Below are 23750 nucleotides of genomic sequence, written 5' to 3'. Positions count from 1 at the left end.
CCGCCGCCTCTGTTGGTCTCCGGGTGGAACCAAACCTCGCCCAGCCTAGGGCGGCTCCGCTGATGCTACGCACCGCGGATCGGAGATATCGGTTGTAGTCCCGACACGCACACCATACACACAGAAACATAAACATGGCTTCATCCGGTGCCCCCGGTACGCCCCGCATGCACCGCTGATTCGCCGGGTGGGCGCCCCGCGGTGGCCTGTGCAGACACCTCGAAACCGAGCACGGAGGCAGTGACACGCACCGTAGCAGTGGAGCCGTCAACGAGGCATCCGTGCAGTCGCGCTGTGTTGGCTACTGCGACAGTTGCTGCCGCTTCGCACGGGCTTCCGGAGCGGATGCCGACCGCGACATCCGCAGCAGCGAGCGCTGCAGCATCCGCCGTTCCCACCACCCGTTGGGAAACGGAAAACACCGCGACGAGCGGCAGAAGTAGCGAAAACAACACGAGCACGGCAGCAATGATCGCCACCGCGAGCACCGATCCTGACCCTCGTTCGCCAGGCCAGACCCGGATCATCAGCGGCCGCCGTCGAACGCGCAGCTCCAGGCGCTCACCGGAAACGCGGCGATCAAGCCCGAAGTCTTCGAACTGGCAACGGATGCTATGACGCAGACCAACTCCCCCCGATGTTCCACCCGCAGGGTCGCTCCCGGCACGAGAACGGCCGCCTCGCCGACCGGCTCCCCGCGAGCCACACTGCGCGCCTCCATGGTCGCGACCTGCTGAAGCTGCAATTGTTGGCTGGAGAGTTGCAAGCCGGCGAGGCACGCTGCCAGCACGAGTATGACCGCGGGGATGACGGTGGCGAACTCCGCCGAAACGCTGCCGCTGTCACCCTTGCCCTCCATCGAGACCGCCTCACCCCGCGAAGGTGAGCGCACGGTGCACAATCTCAGTGAGCATGCCCCGCACCTCGTCGCTGCGCAGGATCGCGACGAGCAGCCCGGCAAACCCGACAGCCGCGAGGGTTGCGATCGCGTATTCGGCAGTCGCGGCTCCATCGTCCGGGCTGAGTCTCGATAACAGTTTCTTCAGCATCAGTCATTCCTCTCATCAAGCGACCGACGAACTGCCGGACCTCTTTATGCTGCAAGTCAGAGCGAGCCATACCTGCTGGCAGCTGCAGATCAGTGCGGTGATCTCACAATCCGGTCACTGTGGACGAGATGACAGCGATCAGCAGCGGGGCGACTCCGAGCACCATGAAGGCGGGGAGGACACACAGCCCGAGCGGCAGCATCAGGGTCACCGCGAGAGTTGCGGCCGTGCGCTCCCCCGCACTCTTGGCAGCGCGACGCGCCTCGATTGCCTCAGCACGCAATAGCGCCGCTGCCGGGATACCCGCCCGACGGCTGAGCTCGAGCACCTCAGCGATCGCGGCATCGCTCCCATCGGAATCGATCCCGCACCTCTGGCGGGCATTCGCGACCGCCCGCTCTGCGCGGGGCAGGGATGCGCCGCCGGACACAGCGATGGCCATGAGGTCGAGTGCGAGACCGGGGGTGAGGTTCGCCGGGCGAGCACCGTGCAGCAGGCGACGGTTCCAGAGTTGCGCAAGCAGCATCAGCGCGGTTCCGAACCCGAGGCACAGCAGTCCGGGCGGCGTAGTGAACAGCACACGGATCGAGTCGAAACCGAGGGCCATCCCGAACAGGATTCCGATCACCGGCAGCACCATCACCATCCGGGCCGTCGCACTGGGCCCGGCGAGTGCGGTGTCGATGTCCCGCTGGTTCTGGGCGAGCGACCGGAGGGTGTCAGCGAACCGTGCGAGTGTCGGGGCCAGGGGTGCGCCTGCATCGCTGGCCACGAGCCAGGCCGCGGCGAGCCCCCTCCACGCCGATCCATCCGTGTCGGGTCTGCCCCGGCTGCCCGCTCTGCGCATGCTCGGCGCCCCGCTCATGCTCGGCGCCCCGCCTGGGCCAGCAGACCCGGCGACCGCAGCAATCGCCTCGGCTACAGAGCCGCCACGAGCGGCGACGTCGGCGACCCAGCAGGCTCCGGCAGCTGCCTGCCCACGCGCCGCGACAGCGACGTGGCCCCAACCCGAAGCAGGCGCAACTCCCGCCGCGAGTAACACCCCAAGACGTTGCACCACCGCCGCGAGGGACTCGAGGTCTTCGGAAGGCTTACGGCGCGACATCGGACGGCACCATGCACAGGCGATCACGTCGATCGAGCGCGAATCTACCGATTTGGGCGAGCTGACGGGTGTCCCGGTCGCGCTGCAGATGCAGCACGGTACCAATCGCGCTCACCGTCTGCCGTGCGATTGCGGTCGGGCTCATTCCGGCTAGTGCTCCGAGTGCTTCAATCCGCGCCGGCACGTCGTCGAGTGAGTTGGCGTGAAGGGTGCCGGCTCCCCCGTCGTGGCCGGTGTTGAGCGCGGCGAGAAGCTCTCGGATCTCTGCGCCGCGACATTCGCCGAGCACAAGCCGGTCAGGGCGCATCCGCAGCGCCTCCCGCACCAGGCGTTCGAGCCCGAGTTGCCCGGCACCCTCGAGATTCGCCTGTCGCGCCTCGAGGGAGACGAAGTGCGGATGCGTCACGCGCAGTTCGCTGACGTCTTCGATGGCGATGATGCGATCGCTGCGGTTCGCGCTCGACAGCAGCGCCGCGAGCAGGGTGGTCTTGCCGCTGCCACCGGCGCCAGTGATGAGAAGGTTCTGGCGCCGAAGCACCAAATCCTGCACCGTTCGCAGTTCGATTCGGGAGAAGAATCCCGCTGCATCCAGGTCATCGAGTCCGAGTTTCTCCACCCGAGGAAGTCGGATCGAGAGCAGGGTTCCGCCCGTAGAGATCGGTGGGAGAACCGCGTGGATGCGGATGCCATCGTACAGCCGTACATCCACGCAGGGGGTGGCCTCGTCGATGTGCCGCCCGCCGAGCCCGATAAGGCGCACCGCGAGATCACGCAGCGTGCCCTCATCCCAGCCGATGGGCTCCTGCCGCATGGCGCCGCCTCCGCGGTCAACCCAGACTTCTCCCGGGCCATTGACGAAGACATCCGTGACCGCCGCGTCGGTGACAAAGTCGGAGAGCGGACCAAATTCGTCGAGCCCGAAGCCAGCGATCGACCGCCGGCGCGCCGTGGTCATGCGTTCCGACCCCGGCCTGCAGACGACAAATCGATCCTGCCCCAACATGGGCGGAGCGGGTGGTTCATCTGGATCGGCAGCCGACATCCGACGACGGTACCGCCGACCGTCTTGCACCCCGTGCACGAGGTGACGACTTGGGGAAACCGTCTCACCACGAGCCCTGGGGAGGGAGAAGACGGGGAGATAGAGGGGCGGCGCCTGTTGGGGGAACCGACGCCGCCACAGCAACGCTGGATTGGGGGGAATCTCTGCGCGTTGCACGTTAAATTTGCATTCAACGACCACCAGTTTACGCGTGGAGTTGGCGGACACAAGAGGGCAATTCGCACGATCGGAGGACATTCTCAGATTGGACGCAATCGGGCGCAACCCGCGGTCGGTTTAGGATCGGACTACAACTCTGTGCGGGCACCGACGCCCGCTGACTTTGCGAGGGATACCAATGCCCAACACTTCCATTGACAGCCTCCAGCACGAAGAGCGGCGTTTTCCGCCAAGCCCGAAATTCCGAGCGGATGCCGTGGCCACAGCCTCTCTATACGACGAGGCCTCCGCGGATCGACTCGGTTTCTGGTCCGCCCAAGCGCGTGAACTTCTGCACTGGAGCACGGACTTCACGAAGGATCTCGACTGGTCCAATGCCCCCTTCGCCACCTGGTTCGAAGACGGCGAGCTCAACGTCGCGTACAACTGTCTCGACCGACACGTGCTCGCCGGAAACGGCGACCGCATCGCTCTGCACTGGGAGGGTGAGCCGGGCGATAGCCGGGACATCAGCTACTCCGAACTCACGGCGGAAGTCAAACGCGCAGCCAATCTGCTCATTTCCCTAGGAATTGGCAAGGGTGACCGGGTTGCGGTCTACCTACCGATGGTCCCCGAGGCCGTCATCGCGATGCTCGCCGTGGCTCGAATCGGAGCGGTGCACTCCGTGATCTTCGGCGGATTCAGCGCCGACAGCATCCGCTCCCGGGTTGACGATGCAGAGGCGAAACTCGTGATCACTGCCGATGGCGGATGGCGCAAGGGCAAGGTCAGCGCGCTCAAGCCGGCAGTGGATGCCGCCCTCGCCAAGCCGGGGGATCACACTGTGCAGAACGTGCTGGTGGTCAAGCGCGGCAACAATGAGGTCGACTGGATCGACGGCCGCGACCTCTGGTGGCACGAGGCTATTGCTGCAGCAGAGAGCGAACATGAGGCTCAGGGCTTTGCCGCCGAGACACCGCTGTTCATCCTCTACACCTCCGGCACTACCGGTAAGCCGAAAGGGATCCTGCACACGAGCGGCGGATACCTCACCCAGGTCGCGTTCACCCACAAGAACGTGTTCGACCTCCACCCCGAGTCGGACGTCTACTGGTGCACGGCGGATGTCGGCTGGATCACCGGCCACAGCTACGTCGTCTACGGCCCGCTGGCCAATGGCGCGACTCAGGTGCTCTATGAGGGCACTCCGGATGCGCCGCACGGTGGTCGGTGGTGGGAGATCATCCAGAAGTACGGCGTGACCATCTTCTATACGGCGCCGACGGCGATCCGTTCCTTCATGAAGCTCGGGCGACAGATACCGGATGACTTCGACCTCAGCTCCCTTCGCCTGCTCGGCAGTGTGGGCGAGCCGATCAATCCGGAGGCCTGGGTCTGGTATCGCGACGTGATCGGTGCGGGCACCACCCCGATCGTCGATACGTGGTGGCAGACGGAGACCGGGGCGATCATGGTGTCAGCGCTACCCGGTGTCACAACCCTCAAGCCGGGCTCAGCGCAAGCTGCCCTGCCAGGAATCTCGATCGACGTGCTCGATGATTCTGGCAATGGTGTGCCGCCCGGTGGCGGTGGACTGCTGGTGGTCACCGAACCCTGGCCCGCGATGCTTCGCGGAATCTGGGGAGACCCGGAGCGCTTCGTGGAGACCTACTGGTCGAAGTTCACGACGGGTCCGCTGTACTTTGCCGGCGATGGTGCGCGCCTCGATGAGGACGGTGACATCTGGCTGCTCGGCCGCGTCGACGACGTGATGAATGTCTCCGGCCATCGGCTGTCGACGGCGGAAATCGAGTCCGCGCTCGTGTCGCATCCGATCGTTGCGGAATCGGCCGTCGTCGGCGCCGCGGATGAGGCAACCGGCCAGGCCGTTGTCGCCTTCGTGATCCTGCGGAGTGAGCATGTCGACACCTACACCACGGATGATGCCAGCGCGCTGCTGCGCCGACACGTTACCGAGCAGATCGGTGCAATCGCGCGGCCGCGGGAGGTGTTCATCGTCGCCGAGTTGCCCAAGACCCGCTCGGGCAAGATCATGCGACGGCTGCTGCAGGATGTGGCGGAGGGCCGGGACATCGGCGATACGACCACGCTCGCCGACACCTCGGTGATGCAAATCATCAGCGACCGGCTGAAGTAGACCTCGAGACGCTACAGGAATTCGACGATCAGCTCCACCTCGACGGGAGAGTCGAGGGGAAGAGCTGCGACCCCGACGGCACTGCGTGCATGCACGCCCGCGTCGCCGAAGATTTTCCCGAGGAGTTCCGATGCCCCGTTGATGACTCCCGGCTGGCCGGTGAAGGCGGGGTCCGATGCCACGAAGCCGACGACCTTCACGACGCGGGTGACCCGATCCAGCGATCCGATCGCAGACTGCACCGCGGCGAGACCGTTGAGCACGCAGGTTGCGGCGTAGCTCTTGGCGTCCTCAGCCGAGACGGCCGCCCCGACCTTGCCGGTGGCGGGCAACGCGCCGGAGATGAAGGGGAGCTGGCCCGAAGTGAAGACGAGGTTGCCGCTGACAACCGCCGGAATATAGACGCCGGCTGGTGCTGCGATCGCGGGCAGTTCGAGCCCAAGGGCGGCAAGGGAGTCAGAGACTGCGGACATTATTTCTCGCCCTTCAGTTCGCGCTTGAGGTAGGCGACGAGGCCACCTTCTGGTCCGGTGACGACCTGCACGAGCTCCCAGCCCTGCGAGCCCCAGTTGTTGAGAATTGCGGCGGTATTGTGCACGATTAGCGGTGTCGTGATGTATTCCCAGGTGGTCATCGGAACATCCCTTCAGGTTCGACAGGACGATTATCCCTTACCCTGATTCTATGTCTGCCCAAAAATTGAAGCCATCCGGCGTGCTCGGCGGCGTACTCGGCCTCCTCGGGTTCAGCGTTCTCGCCGGAGTCCTCGTCACCGCAATGGTCACCCCGGCCCTCGCTGTCACCAGCATGACGGCGCAGGGCTCCATCGGCATCTTCGAGAACCTGCCCGACTCGATCAAGATCGGCACGCAAGCCCAGCAGAACCAGATTTTCGGAAAGAGCGGTGGCAAGGACGTGCTGCTCGCCACGATCTACAAGCAGAACCGGCAGGTCGTGGGCTGGGACGACGTATCGCCCCTGCTCAAGCAGGCCGCTGTTGCCGGCGAGGACCGCCGCTTCTACACCCACGGCGGTGTCGACCTCCAGTCGATCGCGCGCGCCCTGGTGAGAAACGGTGAGGGCGGGCAGCAGAGCGGAAGCTCCACTCTCGACATGCAACTGGTGAAGAACATCCTGGTTCAGCAGGCGTTCACCGCTGTATATACCGGGAAAGACCAGGCGAAGCAACGCGAAGACGCGATCAAGCAGGCCAACGGCTATTCATATGACCGCAAGCTGCGGGAGATGAAGCTCGCGATCGGGCTCGACAAGGCATACACCAAGAAGGAGGTTCTGCTCGGCTACCTCAATATTGTCGGCATGGGCTCCACGACCTATGGCGTCGAATCCGCTGCGCTCCAGTACTTCAGCGTGCACGCCAAAGACGTGACCCTTCCCCAGGCAGCGAGCCTGCTTGCGATCGTGCAGAACCCCAATACTCAGGGGCTGTCAGATCCGAAGACCTATCCGGCAAACAAGGACCGCCGCGACCAGATTCTGGCGGCGATGCTCGATGCGAAGAACATCACCCAAAAGCAATACGACGATGCCGTAGCGACCAAGATCGAGTCGTACATGAAGCCGAGCGCTGTCGCCAACGGATGCCGCACCGCAACCCCGCGAAGCGCGGCAGCCGCCTGCGACTATGCCCTCGGAGTGATCAAAGCCGCCGATAGGCTGCCGGTCAACAAGGGTGCCGTGCCGGTCGTCGAGTCGCTCGGTGCCAACGCCGCCGAACGACGTGCCAACTGGGACAAGGGTGGATACAAGATCTACACCACGGTCGACCTCGATCTCATCGAGCAGCAGCAGCAGGTTCTCCAGACTCAGACCCCCGCCGAGGAGACCCGGTTCCGGCTCGGTTCGACCGCGAATACGGTCGAAGTGGGCACAGGCAAGATCATCGTGATGGCCCAGAACAAAATGTTCGACGACGGTGCCGCGCCCGAAACCACCACGACCAGCGCCTACAACCTCAGCGTCGACGCCCCATACGGTGGGGCTAACGGATTCGAAACCGGCTCCACCTACAAGGTGATCGACCTCGCCAATTGGTTGGAGAGTGGCAAAGGGCTGAATGACCTCGTCGACGGGCGCGGTCCGAAAACCTACGTCGGCTCGCAGTTCACCGCTCCATGCGACCCGGGGGCTATCCCGACCGCGCCATTCAAACTGGTAAACGACGGCGGGTCCGGCGGTGGCTACATGACCGTGAAATCTGCCTTGATGGGATCCGTGAACAACGCCTTCATGCAGATGGCGACGCAGCAGGACCTCTGTTCCATCCGCGACACCGCGAAGAGCATGGGAGCACACCGAGCGGACTTCGCCCGCGATCTCGATGTCAGTCCGTCGAACATCCTCGGCACTAATGAGCAGGCGCCGCTGACGATGGCTGCTGTCGCAGCGACAATCGGGGGCGCCGGCTTGCACTGCACCCCGATCATCATCGACCGCGTCGTCAACCCGGACGGCAAGACGCTCCCCGGACAACCCGTCACCTGCAATCAGGCCATGAGCGCGGATGTTGCCGCCGCTGTCGCAAATGCAATGGCTGGCAGCATGACCGGCGGCACCAGCCGGCCATCGAACCCCTACGACGGGGTCGCCATCGGAGGCAAAACGGGAACCTCGCCAACGGCTCACCAGGACTGGGTGATATCCACCACCACGAAGGTCGGGTCGTCGGTCTGGACAGGCAATATCGACAGCGCCCAGACCAGCCTGAGGAACTTCGTCAACCCCACCACCCGGCAAAATTATTACACTTCCTCGCGGTTCGCGATTATGAAGGCACTGATCAGGTCGGTCAACGCCATGCCCGCCTACAAGGGCGAGCGGACCTTCCCCGACGTATCGGATGCAATGCTCGGCGGATCATCCTCAATCGTGCCGAGCGTGGTCGGCCAGACCTCCTCCCAAGCCGAGAACCTGCTGACGAGTCTCAAATTCCAGTACACGAATGGTGGACCGGAAGCATCCGCGCTGCCAGCTGGGCGCGTGACCCGCACCGATCCGGACTCGGGTTCGAAGGTGCCATCCGGCACCAACGTCACCGTCTTCACCAGCGACGGTAGCCTCGCCGTCACAATGCCGAAAGTTGTCGGGTTGAGCCGCGTGCAGGCTACTCAGGCGTTAGTGGCAGCAGGCTTCGATCCAGCCAAGATCAGCTACCAGTGGACGAAGGGCAATCCATCGCCCGTGCAATCCGACAGTAAATGCAACGTGCAGGCCTCCAACCCATCATCCGGGTCAGCGGTCACGAAGAGCGATCCGGTCAGCCTGACCGTCTACGGCAATCCGGATGGAAGCGATCCGGGTCTGACGGCCTGCCCCAAGTGAGTCAGGCATCCCAACGGGCCAGCTCGGTTGCGATAGCGCTGGCCGCTATCGGTCTCGGCACACTGGCCTGGGGAACCCTGGTGGAGCGCAATCGGTTCACCCTACGTACTCAGACGCTTGCGGTGCTGCAGCCGGGAGCCCGCCCGCTCACCGTCCTTCATCTCGCTGACCTGCACATGGCACCCTGGCAGCGGAAGAAACAGGAGTGGATCCGGAGCCTGGCTGTATACAAACCCAATCTCGTGCTCAACACCGGTGACAATCTCGGTCACGAGCGTGGCATCGAGGGTATCGAGTATGCGCTCGAGCCGTTCCGCGCGATCCCCGGTATCTTCGTGCACGGCTCGAACGACTACTTCGGACCGGTGGCGAAGAATCCGTTCACGTACTTCACCGCACCCAGGCGGGTGGTTCACTCCCAGCCGGGACTCGACACTGCCAGACTCACCTCCTTTTTCGAGGGACTCGGCTGGCTCGACCTGAACAACACCGCACGAGCGATGAGCATCAAGGGCTCCCACCTCGAATTCGTTGGTGTGGGCGATGCCCACATGGGCTGGGACAACCTTGCACAACTTTCCGTAGCGCTGGAGGAGATGCACGAAAACGTGGGCTGGGCGGATGAACCGGGCGGGTCGCAACCGGTGACTATCGGCCTCACACACTCTCCGTACCAGCGCGTGTTGAACGCGCTCGTCACCTACGGCTCAGAGCTCATCGTCGCCGGCCACACTCACGGCGGACAGGTCTGTGTGCCCGGCTACGGTGCCCTGGTCACCAACTGCGACATTCCGCGTGACCAAGTCAAGGGCCTCAGCCTGTGGACGCACGCCCGTCGCACCGCCTACCTCTCCGTCTCGGCCGGGCTCGGCACATCCATCTACGCCCCGGTGCGCTTCGCCTGCCCCCCAGAGGCGACGCTGTTGACGCTGACGGCTCGAGATATCAGCTATTCTTGACAAGGCTCGTGCTGCGGATTCGTTCGCATGCGGGTATCGGGGTGTGGCGCAGTTTGGTAGCGCGCTTCGTTCGGGACGAAGAGGTCGCAGGTTCAAATCCTGTTACCCCGACAGAGGGTGAATCCGGAAATAGCCAGAATATTTCCGGCAGAGTGAATCAAGAAGGATCGGGACGGTTGAAAAATCATCCCGGTCCTTTTTTACGTTGAGCGGTGGCGTTACAGCTGAAGGTGAAGACGCAATGCGTCGTCGACCCGCGCCATGACATCTGCAGGGGCCCGCCCGAGCATCGCGCCTAACCGCTCGACGGCGATGGAGCGCACCTGCTCGGCCTGGGCCTTGGAGTCCAGAGGTAGCCCGGTCGTACTGGCGAGCAGCAGGGCTTGAAAGGGGAAGATCCGGTCGGTGTTGCTGGTGACCGGCACGACGGTGATCACTCCGCGGCCCAGCTGGGTCGCGATCGAGTTGGCGCGATCGTTGCTGACGATCACCACCAGACGTCGTGTGTTGGCCTCGCTTCCGCGCGCAGGATCCAGATCCACGAGCCGGATCTCACCGCGCAGCATCGGCGATACCGTCAGAGGTGGTCACACTCCACGCTGCGTGGTCACCTGATTCCTCCCACTCGTTCCAGGCGGCCTCGTAATCCGCTTCAAGTTTGGGAAGGCGCAGCATGCGCACGGCATGGTGCAACCCGGCCGACCGTGAGGAGAGGCCGGCAGTGCGAACAAATTCGTCGAGGACGGCCACATCCTCGTCCGGCAGACTGACTTTGAGTTTTACACCAGATGCTACCGCGGTATTACCACAACAGGGCAGGCAACGGCGGCTTCTGGCGCTACCTGTGAGCTGTGCCGCGCCGACCCTCAGCGGGACATCCCTCAGCGGCGCATCCCTGGGCATGTTTAGCACCCGCGGGTTGGTCCCCTCGGTACAGGTCAGCGGTCGCCGCTGCTGATAAACGGGCCCTGTGAACATCGACGATATGACTGTGGCGAATATCGAGTGAGAGAGACTTCGTGCGCTCGTTGAACGCGATATGGCCGTTGGATGGTCGTCTGGTCGCAGGCCACCACAACCGCTCCGTAGACCAGCAGGCTGCGGTCCGAAACCACAAGGGAACCCGCGCCTGGGTCAGAACGAGCATCAGGGAAGTATCGACCAGGCTGGTGATTTTTCCCTATCTCCGACGAGCATGCCTGCTACCCAATCATCTTCCCTGCCATTGCGTCCCGCGGCACCAAGGCGAAGTGTCCCTTCGAAGTGAAAGCCGACACGGCGGGCGACACGAGCGGATGCAACATTGCCGGCATAGGCATGCCACTCGATTCGTACGAGGCCGAGACCTGCGGGTGCGCTGTCAAATCCGAACTCAACGACGGCGTGAGCAGCCTCGGTGAGCAGGCCGCGGCCGCGAAACGGAACTGCCATCCAGTAGCCGATCGTGGCTTGGCCAGAGCCGATGCCATCGAGACTGATGGCGCCCGCGAACTCATCGGCGATCGTGATCGCCCACGTGCAGCTCTTACCACTTGCCCAACCGCAGTCGGAGTAGGCAGTGACGTACTCGTGCGACGTTGCACCTTATCCATCTGTTCACGCTATCGGTTGACAGAAATTGCCGCGTAATCGCAGGGCGCACACGGACCCGTGGGTCCACCCGACACATCAGAGGCGTTCTCCTCTCGTCACGGAAGGCGCCGAAGTTGTATCAAAAGCGGAATCCCGTACGGGAACGGTGAGCGCTCAAATGGTGAGGTCTTCCCAAATGAAAGTTGTCGTCTCGCCCGTTTCCCAATCTCGACGAAGGATTGCATAGGCCACCGATGCCAACGGGTGTGCGCCGGTCACCGGCCAGCCCTCGCGATAGTGCGCTTCCTTGATGAACCCTGCGCGAAGGAAAGTCTTGCGCATCGCGATGTTGTCTTCGCGGGTCTGCCCCTCAAAGCGATTGACGTTCGGCCACCGCTGGACTACCTCAGCGGTGAGGGCCTGCAGAATGGGCGCGCCCAACCCGCGGCCCCGTGCGGCCGAGGATAGCCGCAGGTCGAACAGGGGTGCGTCGTCGAGCAGGTCTTCAAGGATCACCAGGCCCAAACGCCCTTCGGACTCTGATTGGACCCAGAAGCTCGCGTGATCGGGGCCGCCGAATGCTCCCTCGGAAATCTTCCGCTCAAGATCAGTGCGGGTCGGTCTGGCGTTGATATGGAAGGGGAACTCGTTCGACAGCATGAACTGCACAAGCGCAGGGTGGTCAGCGGGCAGATCAATCGCGGTAAATGTAAAGTCCATGCTGCTGTTTCTTAGGTGATCGCGTGACATGGTGCCCTGTGAGCTGAATCGAGCCCGTTCACGTCCGGCTCGACGGCGGTCAACTCCTCTGCCACTTCCTTGCACAACGCTGCCCGAGGATCCTCGAGCGGTTTGATACCGCCGCCGACGAATGCCCATTGGTCGCCCGCCACGTGCCGAGCAAGCAAATAGCGGCCGGTGAGGTCAATTACCGCTGCACTCACGCCGGGCAGGATCAGTGGCCCAAACCCGACCGGTCCACGAATCTCCCTGACGTACCGACGAACAGGCATGACATCGAGGCTACGACACAGTTCCCGACATATGGTTTGCAGCTTCCAATGCAGTGGGGCAACTCATCAAGATGCGACGGGCTGTTCTCGAAACGAAACGAGATCACACCGCACGAATCCGGAGGCTTTGTGGCGCCCGGCCGGGGCCAATCCGCCGAACGACCACGTGTTCCGCGTGATGCGTCACTGGCGACCCCCACGCCCGAGCGAACCTCGCCCTTCAGCTGGAATTGAGGGGTTGCTCAAATCTAGATTCAGCTCGCTGCCTTCCGCGCCCCTCGCCATGCGGCGACGACTGGTCAGCCCAGGAACAAAAACAAGAGCACAATACAGGCGGTCGTGGCTCCTGGTATGAACTGGGCTACCCCTGCAGCGATCGCAACAAGAACGATGCCGATCCATGACGTTGTCGACACGTATGCACTCCTGAGGAGGGCTGGGTGGTCAGATGGCGATCGTACGCGGCAAAACGCAGTCCGCCGAGAACATCGGCGACCAGATTGTTTCTTCAGGTCAATGCTATGAAAGAGCTATCCCCGTACGAGTGCTGAAGGACAAAACCCCATGGTTGCTTACCCCAGCGCTCCCCCAGCCGCTTGGAGCGCTCTGATCGCAGCGTGACTCTTGCGAATGGCACAAACCACAACCCAGGCGCAGCGGGAGGCGCAGGGACAGGGACAGGAACAGGAACTGGAAACGCTGCGGTGGGGGCGGGACGGGTCCCACCTCCGCGGTCTGGCACCGACTACCTCAAGTGGTCCGGTATCCGACCCGTACATTAAGCGCGGTTCTGGGAAAAAAATAGTTTCTCACTGGATGTTTTGGCTATCCGCTCGTTCATACCGTGCTAGCGTGCAACGAACCTACGGAGCCCTCAAATGACAGATAAATACGTGCCGATGCGTTTGCCGGATATCCGGGACTCGAACAGTCTTCGACGGATCACAATTCTTACCCTCGGGCTTTTCCTTGGGGTGGGTGCGCTCATGGGGGGTCATCTCCCAACGGCCTCCGCTGCCCCGGGTTCCCCGGCGGTCAATCAGTGCAACGGAACTGACAATGGTGGCGGGCAAGCGGTGGTCTGTGAAATCACAATCACGAACAACCTCAACCTGGCCACCGGCGCCGTCAGCTCAACGGTGGTCACCAACGATTGCCATGGTGCTGCCGGTGCGCCACCGCCGGTCACCTGCATCCTACTAACCCAGAATTTCCCAACTCTCACGAAGTCGGCGGACCAGTGCAACGGCTCCGGCCTGGGCGGTGGCAGCAATGTGATCTGCAGCGTAACGATCCTCAACAACATTACCGGGACGATCACCCCAACCGCTGCGACAGTGAACCAGTGCGTTGGATCGGGCGCTGGCGGCGGCACGGGCTCGACCCTCAGATGTGATCCCTTCCCGGCGAACACCACGGGCGCTACCGTCACCCAGTGCAACGGATCTGGGAACGGTGGTGGTGGTGTCATTCGCGTGCAGTGCACCGTCGGCCCGTCCACGATCACCTCCGCTTTGCCCGTCACGGTTAACCAGTGCAACGGATCCGGTAACGGCGGAGGAAACACTGTCACCTGCACAGTGTCGATCAGAAACACCGTCTTGGCCGGTTCGACTCCGGTAGTCAAGCTACCTTTTGTTTCGGGTTGAGATTCGACTGCTAAGCGTATGTGGCGCCCCGGCTGGGGATAGTGGCCGGTGGCCCTGAGTCGTTTTACGCGAAGGAAGAGAATGTCTAGGTCGAGTCGTTGGATTCTGATTGCGGCAGCCATCGCAGTGGTGGCGGGTGCGGGTACTGTGCTCGTGGCGGTGGCGAACACAGCAGACCCGGTACCACTCTCAGTGGCACCGACACATCGACCATCGGCAAATTTAACACCAAGCGCATCGGCAACACCAAGCGCACCGACGACACCAAGCACATCGGCAACCCCTGCCTACATTCAGCCGGATGCGGCAACCCTTGCCACGCTGCCGGACGCGAACTACAACGCTGTCATCTCCGGACTCTTGGACGCCGCGGTGGCGGCGAGCTTGCCCCTGCTTGGTGAGACCTTCACCCTCAAGGCGGACCTGACGCCGCTATATGGTGCAGACCGCTCAGGGGCACCTGTCGCGTCCCTGCCGTTCCTGAATTTTCTAGGCGCCCGCACTGTGGTTGTTCCCGTCGTTGTCCACGACGATGGATGGGCCGAGATCCTAACGCCCAGTAGAAGACAACTGCCCAGTGCCTCCGGCACCGGAATCGCTGCATCCCAAACGATGGCGTGGGTGCGCACCGATCAATTGGTCGCCGGGGCCCCCGTGCGCCAGCACGCACTAGTCAATATCAGCACGCAGAAACTTTCGATTATCAACACCGCGGACGGCACGGTGACCGCCACCTACTCCGTTGGAGTGGGAAAGGCTGACACCGCCACCCCGCTGGGGCTCACCTATCTTCAAGCGCGCTACCGCGACCCGAAGCAAGTGACCGGCCACCAGATTTACCTCACTGCCGCACATTCCTCCGTAGCCGACCGTCCCTTCGGCCCCGACCAAGGGCTAGTGGGCCTCCATTGGAGCGCGGTCAATACCGGGGCAGTCAGCCACGCGTGCATCCGCCTCAACGCCGCCGGCGACAACGCGATCTCGAAACTAGAAGACGGCACCCGCGTACTGGTCGTCGAATGATGAAAACAGCCACAATGTGGTCTCGCTTTCAGACTGTCCACGCTTCTTTGCAGTGAAGCGCCCCCGGTTTTCATGCCGCTGATCTATGAGCGGCCGCACCGGTTGATGGGGCGTTGATTTCATCGTAATAGGCGAGCCCGAATTCCTCGGGCGGAACGTTTCCGAGAGCACTGTGCAGACGCCGATTGTTGTACAAATCGACCCAATCGAAGGTCAGCTACTTGGCATCGGCCAAGGTCTTCCACACACCGTTCCAGAACGGTGAGCCCTTGGCCACGGCATCGTTCTTATAGAGCCCCATCACGATCTCGGCTGCCGCGTTGATGCTCCTATAGTTGACAACTGGTTTTCAGGAATGCGTTTTCAGCCGGGCAGACAAGGTGGAGGACCTCGCGGATGAAGTATCTTTTCAGGCAGTGGATGATGTCGCGCAAGGACATACACCCCAACGCAGCACCATCACCACCCTCACCGGGACCGGCACCTGCACCTGCACTTCGAGTGGGAAGTTCAATAAAATGCTGCTTCCAGCCGAGATTAGCGTCATCACAAGCGAAGTCTGAACCCATCGATCGGCTGAGAATCTGCTGGTGCACTAAACAAAGAAGGCCTGACTTATCACGGACAACTGTTCTTGGCGCAATGAGAGATATCTCAGCCGGACTCAAGGCGTGCAAAATTGCCAGTCTCGGCAAGATCACACCAGGTGCAGATGGCGATCGTGCGAGGAATTCTTGCCACATCCTCCGCGTCGTTGGCGTGAATATTCAGCCGCTCACCGATCAGTCCGCTGGCAGGGGGCGCTCGCGTATTCGCTGCAACGCCAACATGGATCGCCTGGTCACCTTTACCTCGCCACGGACCGGGAATGCCTAGCAGAAGCGCGGCCGTGCTGCGACAGCCGAACGCCGATGGAGGCATCCTGAGTCGGAGCAGCCGGCCGCGCTGGTCCAGGTTCGCACTGGGGGCCGTTGAACGAAGCCCTCACACGGTACGGTCGAGATCTGATGTGTGCAGTGGCCGGCACGGAAGCCCATTGGCATAAGTATCCGCGGCACGAAGGCGGGGGGATTTCGCTGATGGCTGCGCGGCACACGAGATCTGCACAGACTGGCGGTTTCCCCAGTCCGCGAGCATCCAGTCCACAACGTGTGCCGGGTCACCTGAACGGGCCGCCAATCCAGCACCTATCGCCGCTATTTCAGACAACTCGAGGGGAGGAGGTAACCCGCGCGGGGCAGTGAACCCGGCCAAGTAATCCCCACAGGGACAGGGCGGTCCGACCTCTACTCAAAGTCCGCGTCGGGCGCCGATCCGTAGACCGTGGGAGGCTGATCGACGAGCACTCGGCGACGATCACTACCGAGCCGGCCGTGACTCTCTTCGAGGTAGCAGGCGCCACAGAGAGACTCGTACGTCACTTCGAGTGCCCCATCGATAGCAACCTGGTCGCCATCGAAGATGAATCGCCCATCGACCTTGCGCGCGTTGAATACAGCTTTGCGGCCGCAGCGGCAGATCGTCTTCAGCTCCTCGAGTGAGTGGGCGATCTCTAGTAGGCGGCGGCTCCCGGGAAATGCCACAGTCTGGAAGTCGGTGCGGATGCCGTAGGCCAGCACCGGCACTTGCTCGATGATCGCAATCCGCAGCAGGTCGTCCACCTGCGTCTCGCTGAGAAACTGCGCCTCATCAACGAGCAGGCAGCTCACGTTCACGCCGGTCGCGGTGAGAACACGAGCGCGCTGACTCTCGAACAGGGAGAAGACATCGTCATCCGGAGCAATGACGAAGTCGACCGGACGCGCAACACCAAGCCGCGAGACGATGCCACCGTCACCTCGGGTGTCGACGGATGGCTTCGCCAACAGCACTTGCTGTCCGCGCTCCTCATAGTTGTACGCGGCCTGGAGCATCGCCGTGCTCTTACCGCTGTTCATCGCGCCGTAGCGAAAATAGAGCTTTGCCACTATTGGAGATATCCGTCCTCGGCGGCCCGGCGGATCAGATCCGCTTTTTTGCTTGCCGGTCTGTTTGCTTTGGTATATTTTTCCCGCACCCGACGCAGGTAGGTCTTGGCGGTCTCGTACTGCACATTCATTTGACTGGCGACTTCGATGGTGCTGAAACCGACCACATAGAGTTTAAATGCCTGTTCCTCGCCACGGCTCAACTTGGGACGCAGCTGGTGCAACGCACCGACCGGCAGCGGTCTCCAGTCCTTCTGCATATTCTCCCCGGCCTCGACGCCCATCACTTCCCGAGCGCTATCCATCACCTCGCGCATCGGAATAGCCTTGGAAAGAAAAGCGGATGCCCCCGCCTTCAGTGCCCGCTCGCGCGCCTCACGCGTATCGAGGCTCGATAACACAATGACCTTTGCCCCGGCGGCCCGGCAGGTACGCACCCGCGCCTCGATCGACACCGATTCTTTGAGCTGAAAATCGATGAAGACGAGCTCGGTCGGAAAGTTATCGCTGTGCACGAGCTGCACCCAGCTGCCCGCACTCAGCACGAGGTCGAAATCGGGGGCGTTTGCGCCAATCCAGCTCGACAGGCTGTCGAGAAGCACCTCGTGGTCGTCGAGAATGGCGAGCCGCACGCGGCGCACGGGGTCACCCGAAACCGGGCTAGGCGTCGTCATAGGAGAACCTTAGTGTGAGCTCGGGTCGGATGTATTCGACCTCCAAATTGGCGAAAACAGCACGTAAGACAGCGAAAAATGGAGCGAACGCGGACCGCATCGCGGAGTCGAAGAATGGCAATTGCGCGGTGATGATCCCCTCACGGCGACCCTGGAAGTCAGTGAAGATAATTCGCAGCTGATCGCGAGTGAAGTCCGGGATGTCTGTGAACGCCACGAGGAACGCGCGGATCGCGGTGCGCTGGCTGACCGTCATCGCAGGAGCCACGCGGTGCGGGTCACTCACCACCACGCGGGCTGCCCCCGGGCGATTCCGGCGCTGGACCCCGCCAGATTCTACGAGGGACTCGAGCCAGGAGCGGTCCACCTCTTCGACCATCACCTGACGGATCGATTCGGCGATCGAGCGCGCACGATCCCGGTCGATATCCGAGACTGTGCCTCGCGCAAGCACCCCGGTGAAGAACGGCAGGACGTCACGATTGAGGATGGTGACGCGGTCCTGCTGTACTGATCGAGCGATCCCGGTTCGGAGCTCGCGTACCAGGCTCACGGATGTCTCCTCTGCCTGCGCCTGCCACCGCTCGATTGACGCGACGACCCCGTGCGAGAACGCTGCGGCCGAAAGGCACAGCGCGAGCATCGGAGTGACGGCAAGCGCGATAAAGGCGAGAGCCGGACCGGGAGTGACGAAGGACGGTACCTGCAGGAAGGTGATGACGCCGATCACGATCGCCGAACACACCCCGCAGGACGCGATCTCCCGAGCGGGGCGGTAGGGGCCGAGCGCCACCAGGAGGACCCCGAAGGTCACCGGACCCCAGTCGGTTCGAATAAAGGCGTTGGATCCAAACTGTCCGAGTGCCTCGCAGACGATCGCAGCCAAAGCAATGGCATGCGCTGCCACATGGGTGCCTCTGGTGAGCGGGGCACGGGTGGGGGTCACGGCGCAGATGATGATGAGTGCGGCGATACCGAGCAACGCAAGGGCGAGGAGCGCGAACACCGGATGGGAGATTTCACTCTGGCTGCGCAGCGTCATGAAGGTCGCATATAGCAGCGCACCCGAGCACAGGAAGATCGCGACCGGAGCCGCCCCGGCAGTTCCCACCGGGTCGAGTTGCTGACGCGTACGTTCGAGAGTGGTCACGACGAATCCACTCCCGGGGAGTGTTCAGAAGAGCGCGATGGCACGCTGATCATGATGGATGTGCCACGGCCGACAGTAGACCAGAGCTGCACCGTGCCGCCGACAGCCTCGATGCGGTAGCGCACCGAATTGCGGATGCCGAGACGGTCGGGAGCCGTTTCCGCCACGTTAAATCCACGACCGGCGTCGATCACCATCACCGAGACATCCGCTTCCGAATCGAACACAGCGACCTCTGCCCGGGTGAGTCCCGAATGGTGAAGCACATTGACGAGGCACTGTTTTACCGCGAGGCCGAGAGCGCCGGAGGGCTCTGCACCGAGCCGCGACACCGCGTCGAAGTCGCCAGTGCATTCGATCTCGAGTCCGAAAATGCGAGCTTCGGTGATTGCACCGTAGACCGGAGACTGCTCCCAGCGCTGCTGGAGGGCTGGGTCAACCCGAGGCTCGGCTTCGGTGAGCCACTCATCCCCGCTCAGAATCTCGAGATCGTGATCGACCTGTACACGAAGATCTGGATCAAGGTCATTCTCGACCGAGTTTGCAATGGCACTGAGATGGCTCAGCACGGTGTCGTGCAACATCGACGCGGCCTTGACCTCGATGCGGTGTCTCATCTCAGCAAGCTGCTCATCGCGGCCGGCTCGATGCAACATCGGCTGGAAGCGGCGCGAACTGCGGCGACTGATACAGCTGACAATGAAGATGAGCGAGACGACGGCGTACGCAAGAAGAGTCGTGGCGTCAAACTTCCAGGGCTGGTCCGTCAAGACGATGGCCGTGCCAGCGCTGATCTCCGCACAGAGATAACCGGCTGTGCACCATGCCAGCCTCTGCGCGAGATGGCTGGCGGATCCGCCCACCATGACGAGCGCAACCATCGGGAGGGCGAGCGCGTCGCTCTCGATGAGCGCGGGACTCTGCAAGTAGAAGGTCAGCACGAATAGAAACGTGCAGGAGGCCCCCACTAGCAGGTACGCGATCGAAAAACAGATGTCTCGCGTGCGAGCACTCAGAAAAAGCAAAATGAGCATCGGAGCGATCGCCACCATGGCGGGCCAGAGAATCGCGGAGGGACGGAAAAGCTGGAAAGCCACAGTCGACACGACCGCGCATATGAGGCACGTGTAGGCCACCGCGTTGAGTGCACCGTCGAATGACCGGCTCGGGATGCGCGGCGTGAGTTGGTTTGGCCTGAGTTGCTTTGGCGCGAGTTGCTTTGGCGTGAGTTGCGTCGACAGTCCGAGGGGCATGCGGTTCCCTCCTGTTTAAGCCCGAACTCAGTCTGACATCGGGCCCAACGAAGATGTACCCCGTTTCACAATGATTTCTTGCGTATCGGCTCTCTACTGCGCGATCTCCAGCGCCTTCTTGGTGGATCCGAGCGTCTTCATGGCAAGCGTGGGGTCCTCTGAGAGCGACTGCCCGTACGTCGGTACCATCTCGCGCAGTTTCGGTGTCCAGCCCGCGATGCGGTTGGGGAAGCAGCGAGCGAGTACATCAAGCATGATCGGAACGGCAGTGGATGCCCCGGGCGATGCACCGAGCAATCCGGCGATGGAGCCGTCTGCGGAGGTGATGACCTCGGTGCCGAACTGGAGCACGCCGCCCTTCTCCTTGTCTTTCTTGATCACCTGCACTCGCTGTCCTGCGGTGATGCTGTACCAGTCCTTTGGGTCGGCGGTCGGCATGAATTCCCGCAGCTCCGTGAACTTCGTCGACTTCGATGCGGCAAGTTGCGACACAAGATAGCGCACGAGGCCCAGATTCGAGGCACCGGCAGCGATCATGGGGATGAGGTTGTGCGGGCGGATCGTAGCGAACAGGTCGAACCAAGATCCGTTCTTGAGAAACTTGGTGTTGAAGCCGGCGTAGGGCCCGAACATCAGGCTCGCTTCGCCGTTAACGACCCGCGTGTCGAGGTGTGGCATCGACATCGGCGGTGCGCCAAGCGCAGGCTTGCCATACACCTTCGCCTGGTGGCGCGCGACGACCTCCGGATTGTCGGTGCGGAGAAATTCGCCGCTCACCGGGAATCCGCCAAAGCCCTTGATCTCGGGGATTCCCGACTTTTGCAGTAGCCGAAGTGCGCCGCCGCCAGCCCCGACGAAGACGAAACGGGCGCGCACATCCTGGGGGGTGCCTCCGACCTCCTGCACTACACGCAAGCGCCACAAACCGTCTTTCTGGCGAGTGATGTTCGTGACCGCGTGCTCGGTGATCAGCGCAGCACTGTGGGAGGTGAGATAGTCGAACAACCCGTGAGTGAGTGCCCCAAAATCCACGTCGGTTCCCGCATCGATGCGGGTCGCAGCGATGGGCTGGTCTTTGCGACGTCCCGGGATCATGGCGGGCACCCAGGAGCGGATCACCTTCGGGTCATCGCTGAACTCCATCCCGGCGAATAGCGGATGCCCGGCGAGCGCCTCCTGCCGACGGCGCAGGTAGTCGACATTCTCAGTGCCCCAGACGAAGCTCATGTGCGGCACCGGGTTGATGAAGGCCTGCGGATCTGGCAGCAGATCTTTGCCGATGAAGTAAGACCAGAATTGGCGCGACACCTGAAATTGCTCGTTCACCTTCACAGCGCCGGAGATGTCTATTGAGCCGTCAGCTTTTTCCGGCGTGTAGTTGAGTTCACACAGAGCGGAGTGGCCGGTGCCGGCGTTGTTCCACGGGTTGGAGCTCTCGAGCGCCACATCGCCGAGTCTTTCGAAGATCTGCATACTCCAGTCGGGCTGGAGTTGCTTGATGAGGGCGCCGAGGGTGGCGCTCATGATGCCGCCGCCGATCAGCACGACATCGACGGTTTTGCCTGAAATAGTCACATCCCCAGTTTACGGCGGGGAATCTGGCCCTTGTCCATGCACAGGCTCGCACCCCGTGTGCGGGGAAAAAAGGAATGGCTTTATCGTAATAATTCCTCTGTACTGAGGGCGTCAACGCGAAACTCGAGCGGATCTCCATTCCCGGGCCATCCCCTTTCGCCGGTTGCCTTCACCAGACGAACGGACACTGCATGAAAATCAAGCGCATAATCGCCACGGGCGCAGTTCTCGCCCTCATCGGAGGATCGAGCGCCCTCACCGCGGCTGCGGCGATGCCGACTCTGACTCCGACTCCGACTCCGACAACCAATTACGTGAAGGCCGCGGACTTCGGAACTGAAGCATCCCCGTACGCGAGGAACTGGTTCAAGGGGAACGCCACCCCCGCCACTACGGTCTCGGATTCGGCTTCGGGGCTGGTAGTCACCGGTCAGATTCTGAACGGCAACACTCCGACGTCTGGCCTCGTCGGTCTCGTCACGGACGCCGATTTGCGGGTCGAAAGCGGGAATGCCTACTTCCAAGTGCCGGTCTTCGCTGCTGGAACCGACGGGTTCACCACGCTCCGACCGGAGGTTGCCGGACAGCCGTCAGTTTCCGGTACGTGGATCACCTCCCAGGCAATCGCTGCCGCCGACGCCCCGAATGGCAACGGCACCGCTTACGACGCAGGCGATTCCGCGACGCTCACCGCGTTCGCGGCCGCCCTCGGCGAGGATGTCTCGATCCTCGCCTATGGTGCGTTCGTCAACCCAGGCACGTCAGCAACGATCTCTTCTATGACCTGGAACGGTGTGACAAGCGTGTTCACGCCAGAGTCGACGGCGACAGCATCGGCGACCTCGGTCACGCTATCCGAGTTCACCACGGGCGCGGGTGTGACCGTGACGATCACCGGCTTCATTCCCGGTGAGTCCGTGCAGCCAGGATACGGAACAGGCGAGTCGGGTAACAGCTACGGAGACCCGATCGTCGCAGACGAAAACGGTGCGGTAACTGTCAAGTTCGTTCTCCCGAACGCGACCCTCGGCACCTACACCCTTACCGCCAACTCCGATGCTCGCAGTGGTGCACGCGTCGAAGTCACGGTCGTTGCTGACGGCACCGCCATCGCCGCTCCGGCCACCCCGATTTCGGGCAAGGCCAGCTTCGCAGGCTAGTGAACAATCACTGGATCCGCTGGGCATCGGTTGCGCAAACCATGTCCAGCGGATCTGTGCTGTTTGCGGGAGTCGTTCCGCAGCATCCGATCCATTCCCCGTTTTCGAAAGACACAATGCCATCAGGCCGCTTCGCAGCCACCATCGGTGCCCTCATGATCGCCGTACTCCTGCTCACCGGATGCGCACCGGAAATCCGGCGCGACGACAGGACTGAATCTCCTGTTGCCACCGCCAGCGCACCAGCACCATCGATCGGCAGCGCTGCCACGGCAACGGGACCGAACGTGCGAGTGTTTGAGACACCGGACGGAGCGGTCATGGTCCACCCTCGGTAATCCGCAAGCACAGGGCGCGCCGCTGACCTTTTTGGTCGTGAAGACCCAGGGCAAGTGGATTCAAGTGCAGGTACCACAACGCCCCAACGGCAGCACGGGCTGGATACTGGCGAGCTCGGTCACCCTGGCGAACCTCACCTACAGCCTCCAGGTATCCGTCGCTGAGAAAACCCTCTCGCTGTACAACAACGATGTTCTTGTGAAGACCTACCCCGTCGCGACCGGCACCGGAGGCACTCCCACTCCACTCGGCAATTTCTTTCTCACCGAGCTTCTCGCTCCGACCAACTCGGGCTATGGTCCCTTCGCATTTGGCCTCTCCGCTTTTTCCGAAGTGCTGAGCAGCTTCGGCGGCGGACCCGGCCAAATTGGCTTGCATGGCACCGATGACGCAGCGAGTATCGGGCAATCGGCCAGCCATGGCTGCATCCGGATATCGAATGACGCCATCACTGCACTCGCGAAGCTGCTGCCGCTTGGCACGCCTATCAGCATCACCTGACGCGCGTTACATCACCTGACGCCTGTTACATCACCTGACGCTTGTTCGGTGCATGAG

Annotated in this window: 24 protein-coding genes, 1 tRNA gene and 1 pseudogene; 9 read left to right on the top strand and 17 right to left on the bottom strand. The window is 62.4% G+C overall.

The features are described from left to right. Positions 1-140 precede the first annotated feature (140 nt). The 5 genes from IWX88_RS00830 to IWX88_RS00810 form a co-directional block, all read right to left on the bottom strand. Entirely contained in the window at positions 141-527 is a 387-nt protein-coding gene (locus IWX88_RS00830; RefSeq protein ID WP_196826507.1) for an Rv3654c family TadE-like protein, read from the bottom strand. After that, complete coding sequence (locus tag IWX88_RS00825) at positions 527-892, bottom strand: hypothetical protein (protein ID WP_196826506.1); 366 nt, start codon at positions 890-892, stop codon at positions 527-529. The genes IWX88_RS00830 and IWX88_RS00825 overlap by 1 nt, the downstream gene beginning before the upstream one ends. Beyond that, positions 870-1049 carry a DUF4244 domain-containing protein gene (locus IWX88_RS00820; protein WP_196826505.1) on the bottom strand — a complete coding sequence of 60 codons (180 nt, stop codon included), beginning with the start codon at positions 1047-1049 and terminating at the stop codon, positions 870-872. The genes IWX88_RS00825 and IWX88_RS00820 overlap by 23 nt, the downstream gene beginning before the upstream one ends. A 103-nt stretch (positions 1050-1152) precedes the next feature. After that, positions 1153-2154, bottom strand: coding sequence for a type II secretion system F family protein (locus IWX88_RS00815; RefSeq protein WP_196826504.1), 1002 nt, complete (start codon positions 2152-2154; stop codon positions 1153-1155). After that, positions 2141-3109: a TadA family conjugal transfer-associated ATPase gene (locus IWX88_RS00810; RefSeq protein ID WP_231368714.1), complete on the bottom strand. Its 969-nt coding sequence runs from the start codon at positions 3107-3109 to the stop codon at positions 2141-2143. Before IWX88_RS00810 ends, IWX88_RS00815 begins: the two co-directional genes overlap by 14 nt. Before the next feature lie 445 nt (positions 3110-3554). Here IWX88_RS00810 and acs point away from each other — a divergent pair, with 445 nt between their 5' ends. Continuing rightward, positions 3555-5516: an acetate--CoA ligase gene (acs, locus tag IWX88_RS00805; protein WP_196826503.1), complete on the top strand. Its 1962-nt coding sequence runs from the start codon at positions 3555-3557 to the stop codon at positions 5514-5516. A gap of 11 nt (positions 5517-5527) precedes the next feature. Here acs and IWX88_RS00800 read toward each other — a convergent pair whose 3' ends face one another. Beyond that, on the bottom strand, positions 5528-5989 hold the full coding sequence (locus IWX88_RS00800; protein WP_196826502.1) for a RidA family protein: 462 nt from the start codon (positions 5987-5989) through the stop codon (positions 5528-5530). After that, a complete protein-coding gene (locus tag IWX88_RS00795; RefSeq protein ID WP_196826501.1) occupies positions 5989-6150 on the bottom strand; it encodes a hypothetical protein in 162 nt (53 codons plus the stop codon). The genes IWX88_RS00800 and IWX88_RS00795 overlap by 1 nt, the downstream gene beginning before the upstream one ends. A 50-nt stretch (positions 6151-6200) precedes the next feature. Between IWX88_RS00795 and IWX88_RS00790 the strand changes: the two genes are divergently transcribed. From IWX88_RS00790 to IWX88_RS00780, 3 genes are all read left to right on the top strand, one after another. Next, entirely contained in the window at positions 6201-8858 is a 2658-nt protein-coding gene (locus IWX88_RS00790; RefSeq protein ID WP_196826500.1) for a transglycosylase domain-containing protein, read from the top strand. Beyond that, positions 8855-9817, top strand: a complete 963-nt coding sequence (locus IWX88_RS00785; RefSeq protein WP_196827900.1) for a metallophosphoesterase — start codon at positions 8855-8857, stop codon at positions 9815-9817. The genes IWX88_RS00790 and IWX88_RS00785 overlap by 4 nt, the downstream gene beginning before the upstream one ends. 37 nt (positions 9818-9854) lie before the next feature. Next, positions 9855-9928, top strand: a tRNA-Pro gene (locus tag IWX88_RS00780). A gap of 107 nt (positions 9929-10035) precedes the next feature. On the opposite strand, the gene IWX88_RS00775 is transcribed toward IWX88_RS00780, so the two are convergent. From IWX88_RS00775 to IWX88_RS00755, 5 genes and pseudogenes are all read right to left on the bottom strand, one after another. Further along, positions 10036-10383 (bottom strand): type II toxin-antitoxin system PemK/MazF family toxin, encoded by a 348-nt coding sequence (locus tag IWX88_RS00775; protein WP_196826499.1) that lies wholly within the window; start codon positions 10381-10383, stop codon positions 10036-10038. Beyond that, positions 10370-10567, bottom strand: coding sequence for an antitoxin (locus tag IWX88_RS00770; RefSeq protein WP_370568120.1), 198 nt, complete (start codon positions 10565-10567; stop codon positions 10370-10372). The genes IWX88_RS00775 and IWX88_RS00770 overlap by 14 nt, the downstream gene beginning before the upstream one ends. 396 nt (positions 10568-10963) lie before the next feature. Continuing rightward, a pseudogene (locus IWX88_RS00765) lies at positions 10964-11374 on the bottom strand (GNAT family N-acetyltransferase); the annotation flags it as partial. 189 nt (positions 11375-11563) lie between these two features. Next, the gene (locus IWX88_RS00760; protein ID WP_196826498.1) at positions 11564-12109 is read right to left on the bottom strand and encodes a GNAT family N-acetyltransferase; all 546 of its coding nucleotides are present in this window, start codon (positions 12107-12109) and stop codon (positions 11564-11566) included. An 11-nt stretch (positions 12110-12120) separates the two neighbouring features. After that, on the bottom strand, positions 12121-12402 hold the full coding sequence (locus IWX88_RS00755) for an NUDIX domain-containing protein (protein WP_196826497.1): 282 nt from the start codon (positions 12400-12402) through the stop codon (positions 12121-12123). Between the two features lie 878 nt (positions 12403-13280). Here IWX88_RS00755 and IWX88_RS00750 point away from each other — a divergent pair. Together IWX88_RS00750 and IWX88_RS00745 are read left to right on the top strand one after the other, a co-directional pair. Then, complete coding sequence (locus IWX88_RS00750) at positions 13281-14051, top strand: hypothetical protein (RefSeq protein ID WP_196826496.1); 771 nt, start codon at positions 13281-13283, stop codon at positions 14049-14051. An 81-nt stretch (positions 14052-14132) separates the two neighbouring features. Next, entirely contained in the window at positions 14133-15074 is a 942-nt protein-coding gene (locus IWX88_RS00745; RefSeq protein WP_196826495.1) for a L,D-transpeptidase, read from the top strand. Between the two features lie 1286 nt (positions 15075-16360). Here the strand turns inward: IWX88_RS00745 and IWX88_RS00740 are convergent. The 5 genes from IWX88_RS00740 to IWX88_RS00720 form a co-directional block, all read right to left on the bottom strand. After that, positions 16361-17041, bottom strand: coding sequence for a thymidine kinase (locus tag IWX88_RS00740; protein WP_196826494.1), 681 nt, complete (start codon positions 17039-17041; stop codon positions 16361-16363). Further along, positions 17041-17715 carry a response regulator gene (locus tag IWX88_RS00735; protein ID WP_196826493.1) on the bottom strand — a complete coding sequence of 225 codons (675 nt, stop codon included), beginning with the start codon at positions 17713-17715 and terminating at the stop codon, positions 17041-17043. The genes IWX88_RS00740 and IWX88_RS00735 overlap by 1 nt, the downstream gene beginning before the upstream one ends. Further along, a complete protein-coding gene (locus tag IWX88_RS00730) occupies positions 17702-18865 on the bottom strand; it encodes a hypothetical protein (protein WP_196826492.1) in 1164 nt (387 codons plus the stop codon). Before IWX88_RS00730 ends, IWX88_RS00735 begins: the two co-directional genes overlap by 14 nt. Next, positions 18862-20118 (bottom strand): sensor histidine kinase, encoded by a 1257-nt coding sequence (locus IWX88_RS00725; RefSeq protein WP_196826491.1) that lies wholly within the window; start codon positions 20116-20118, stop codon positions 18862-18864. Before IWX88_RS00725 ends, IWX88_RS00730 begins: the two co-directional genes overlap by 4 nt. A 93-nt stretch (positions 20119-20211) precedes the next feature. Beyond that, complete coding sequence (locus tag IWX88_RS00720) at positions 20212-21693, bottom strand: malate:quinone oxidoreductase (protein WP_196826490.1); 1482 nt, start codon at positions 21691-21693, stop codon at positions 20212-20214. A 191-nt stretch (positions 21694-21884) separates the two neighbouring features. On the opposite strand from IWX88_RS00720, the gene IWX88_RS00715 reads away from it, so the two are divergent. From IWX88_RS00715 to IWX88_RS00710, 3 genes are all read left to right on the top strand, one after another. After that, positions 21885-22853 (top strand): hypothetical protein, encoded by a 969-nt coding sequence (locus IWX88_RS00715; protein WP_196826489.1) that lies wholly within the window; start codon positions 21885-21887, stop codon positions 22851-22853. Then, positions 22853-23191, top strand: a complete 339-nt coding sequence (locus tag IWX88_RS13690) for a hypothetical protein (protein WP_231368713.1) — start codon at positions 22853-22855, stop codon at positions 23189-23191. Before IWX88_RS00715 ends, IWX88_RS13690 begins: the two co-directional genes overlap by 1 nt. Positions 23192-23255: 64 nt before the next feature. Then, the gene (locus IWX88_RS00710; protein ID WP_370568119.1) at positions 23256-23693 is read left to right on the top strand and encodes a L,D-transpeptidase; all 438 of its coding nucleotides are present in this window, start codon (positions 23256-23258) and stop codon (positions 23691-23693) included. Positions 23694-23750: the final 57 nt, after the last annotated feature.

Source organism: Frigoribacterium sp. CG_9.8, assembly GCF_015751965.1.
In the GTDB taxonomy this organism is placed as follows: Bacteria; Actinomycetota; Actinomycetes; order Actinomycetales; family Microbacteriaceae; genus Lacisediminihabitans.
Note: the sequence above shows the minus strand (reverse complement) of the source record. Positions and strands in the feature narration are given on the sequence as shown.

Excerpts from the sequence above, each read along its gene's own strand:
- IWX88_RS00715 (WP_196826489.1), top strand. The coding sequence starts at position 21,885 with ATGAAAATCAAGCGCATAATCGCCACGGGCGCAGTTCTCGCCCTCATC.
- IWX88_RS00735 (WP_196826493.1), bottom strand. The coding sequence starts at position 17,715 with ATGACGACGCCTAGCCCGGTTTCGGGTGACCCCGTGCGCCGCGTGCGG.
- IWX88_RS00800 (WP_196826502.1), bottom strand. The coding sequence starts at position 5,989 with ATGTCCGCAGTCTCTGACTCCCTTGCCGCCCTTGGGCTCGAACTGCCC.
- IWX88_RS00755 (WP_196826497.1), bottom strand. The coding sequence starts at position 12,402 with ATGCCTGTTCGTCGGTACGTCAGGGAGATTCGTGGACCGGTCGGGTTT.
- IWX88_RS00775 (WP_196826499.1), bottom strand. The coding sequence starts at position 10,383 with ATGCTGCGCGGTGAGATCCGGCTCGTGGATCTGGATCCTGCGCGCGGA.
- IWX88_RS00750 (WP_196826496.1), top strand. The coding sequence starts at position 13,281 with ATGACAGATAAATACGTGCCGATGCGTTTGCCGGATATCCGGGACTCG.
- IWX88_RS00810 (WP_231368714.1), bottom strand. The coding sequence starts at position 3,109 with ATGACCACGGCGCGCCGGCGGTCGATCGCTGGCTTCGGGCTCGACGAA.
- IWX88_RS00745 (WP_196826495.1), top strand. The coding sequence starts at position 14,133 with ATGTCTAGGTCGAGTCGTTGGATTCTGATTGCGGCAGCCATCGCAGTG.
- IWX88_RS00760 (WP_196826498.1), bottom strand. The coding sequence starts at position 12,109 with ATGGACTTTACATTTACCGCGATTGATCTGCCCGCTGACCACCCTGCG.
- IWX88_RS00815 (WP_196826504.1), bottom strand. The coding sequence starts at position 2,154 with ATGTCGCGCCGTAAGCCTTCCGAAGACCTCGAGTCCCTCGCGGCGGTG.
- acs (WP_196826503.1), top strand. The coding sequence starts at position 3,555 with ATGCCCAACACTTCCATTGACAGCCTCCAGCACGAAGAGCGGCGTTTT.
- IWX88_RS00790 (WP_196826500.1), top strand. The coding sequence starts at position 6,201 with ATGTCTGCCCAAAAATTGAAGCCATCCGGCGTGCTCGGCGGCGTACTC.
- IWX88_RS00725 (WP_196826491.1), bottom strand. The coding sequence starts at position 20,118 with ATGCCCCTCGGACTGTCGACGCAACTCACGCCAAAGCAACTCGCGCCA.
- IWX88_RS00795 (WP_196826501.1), bottom strand. The coding sequence starts at position 6,150 with ATGACCACCTGGGAATACATCACGACACCGCTAATCGTGCACAATACC.
- IWX88_RS00830 (WP_196826507.1), bottom strand. The coding sequence starts at position 527 with ATGATCCGGGTCTGGCCTGGCGAACGAGGGTCAGGATCGGTGCTCGCG.
- IWX88_RS00820 (WP_196826505.1), bottom strand. The coding sequence starts at position 1,049 with ATGCTGAAGAAACTGTTATCGAGACTCAGCCCGGACGATGGAGCCGCG.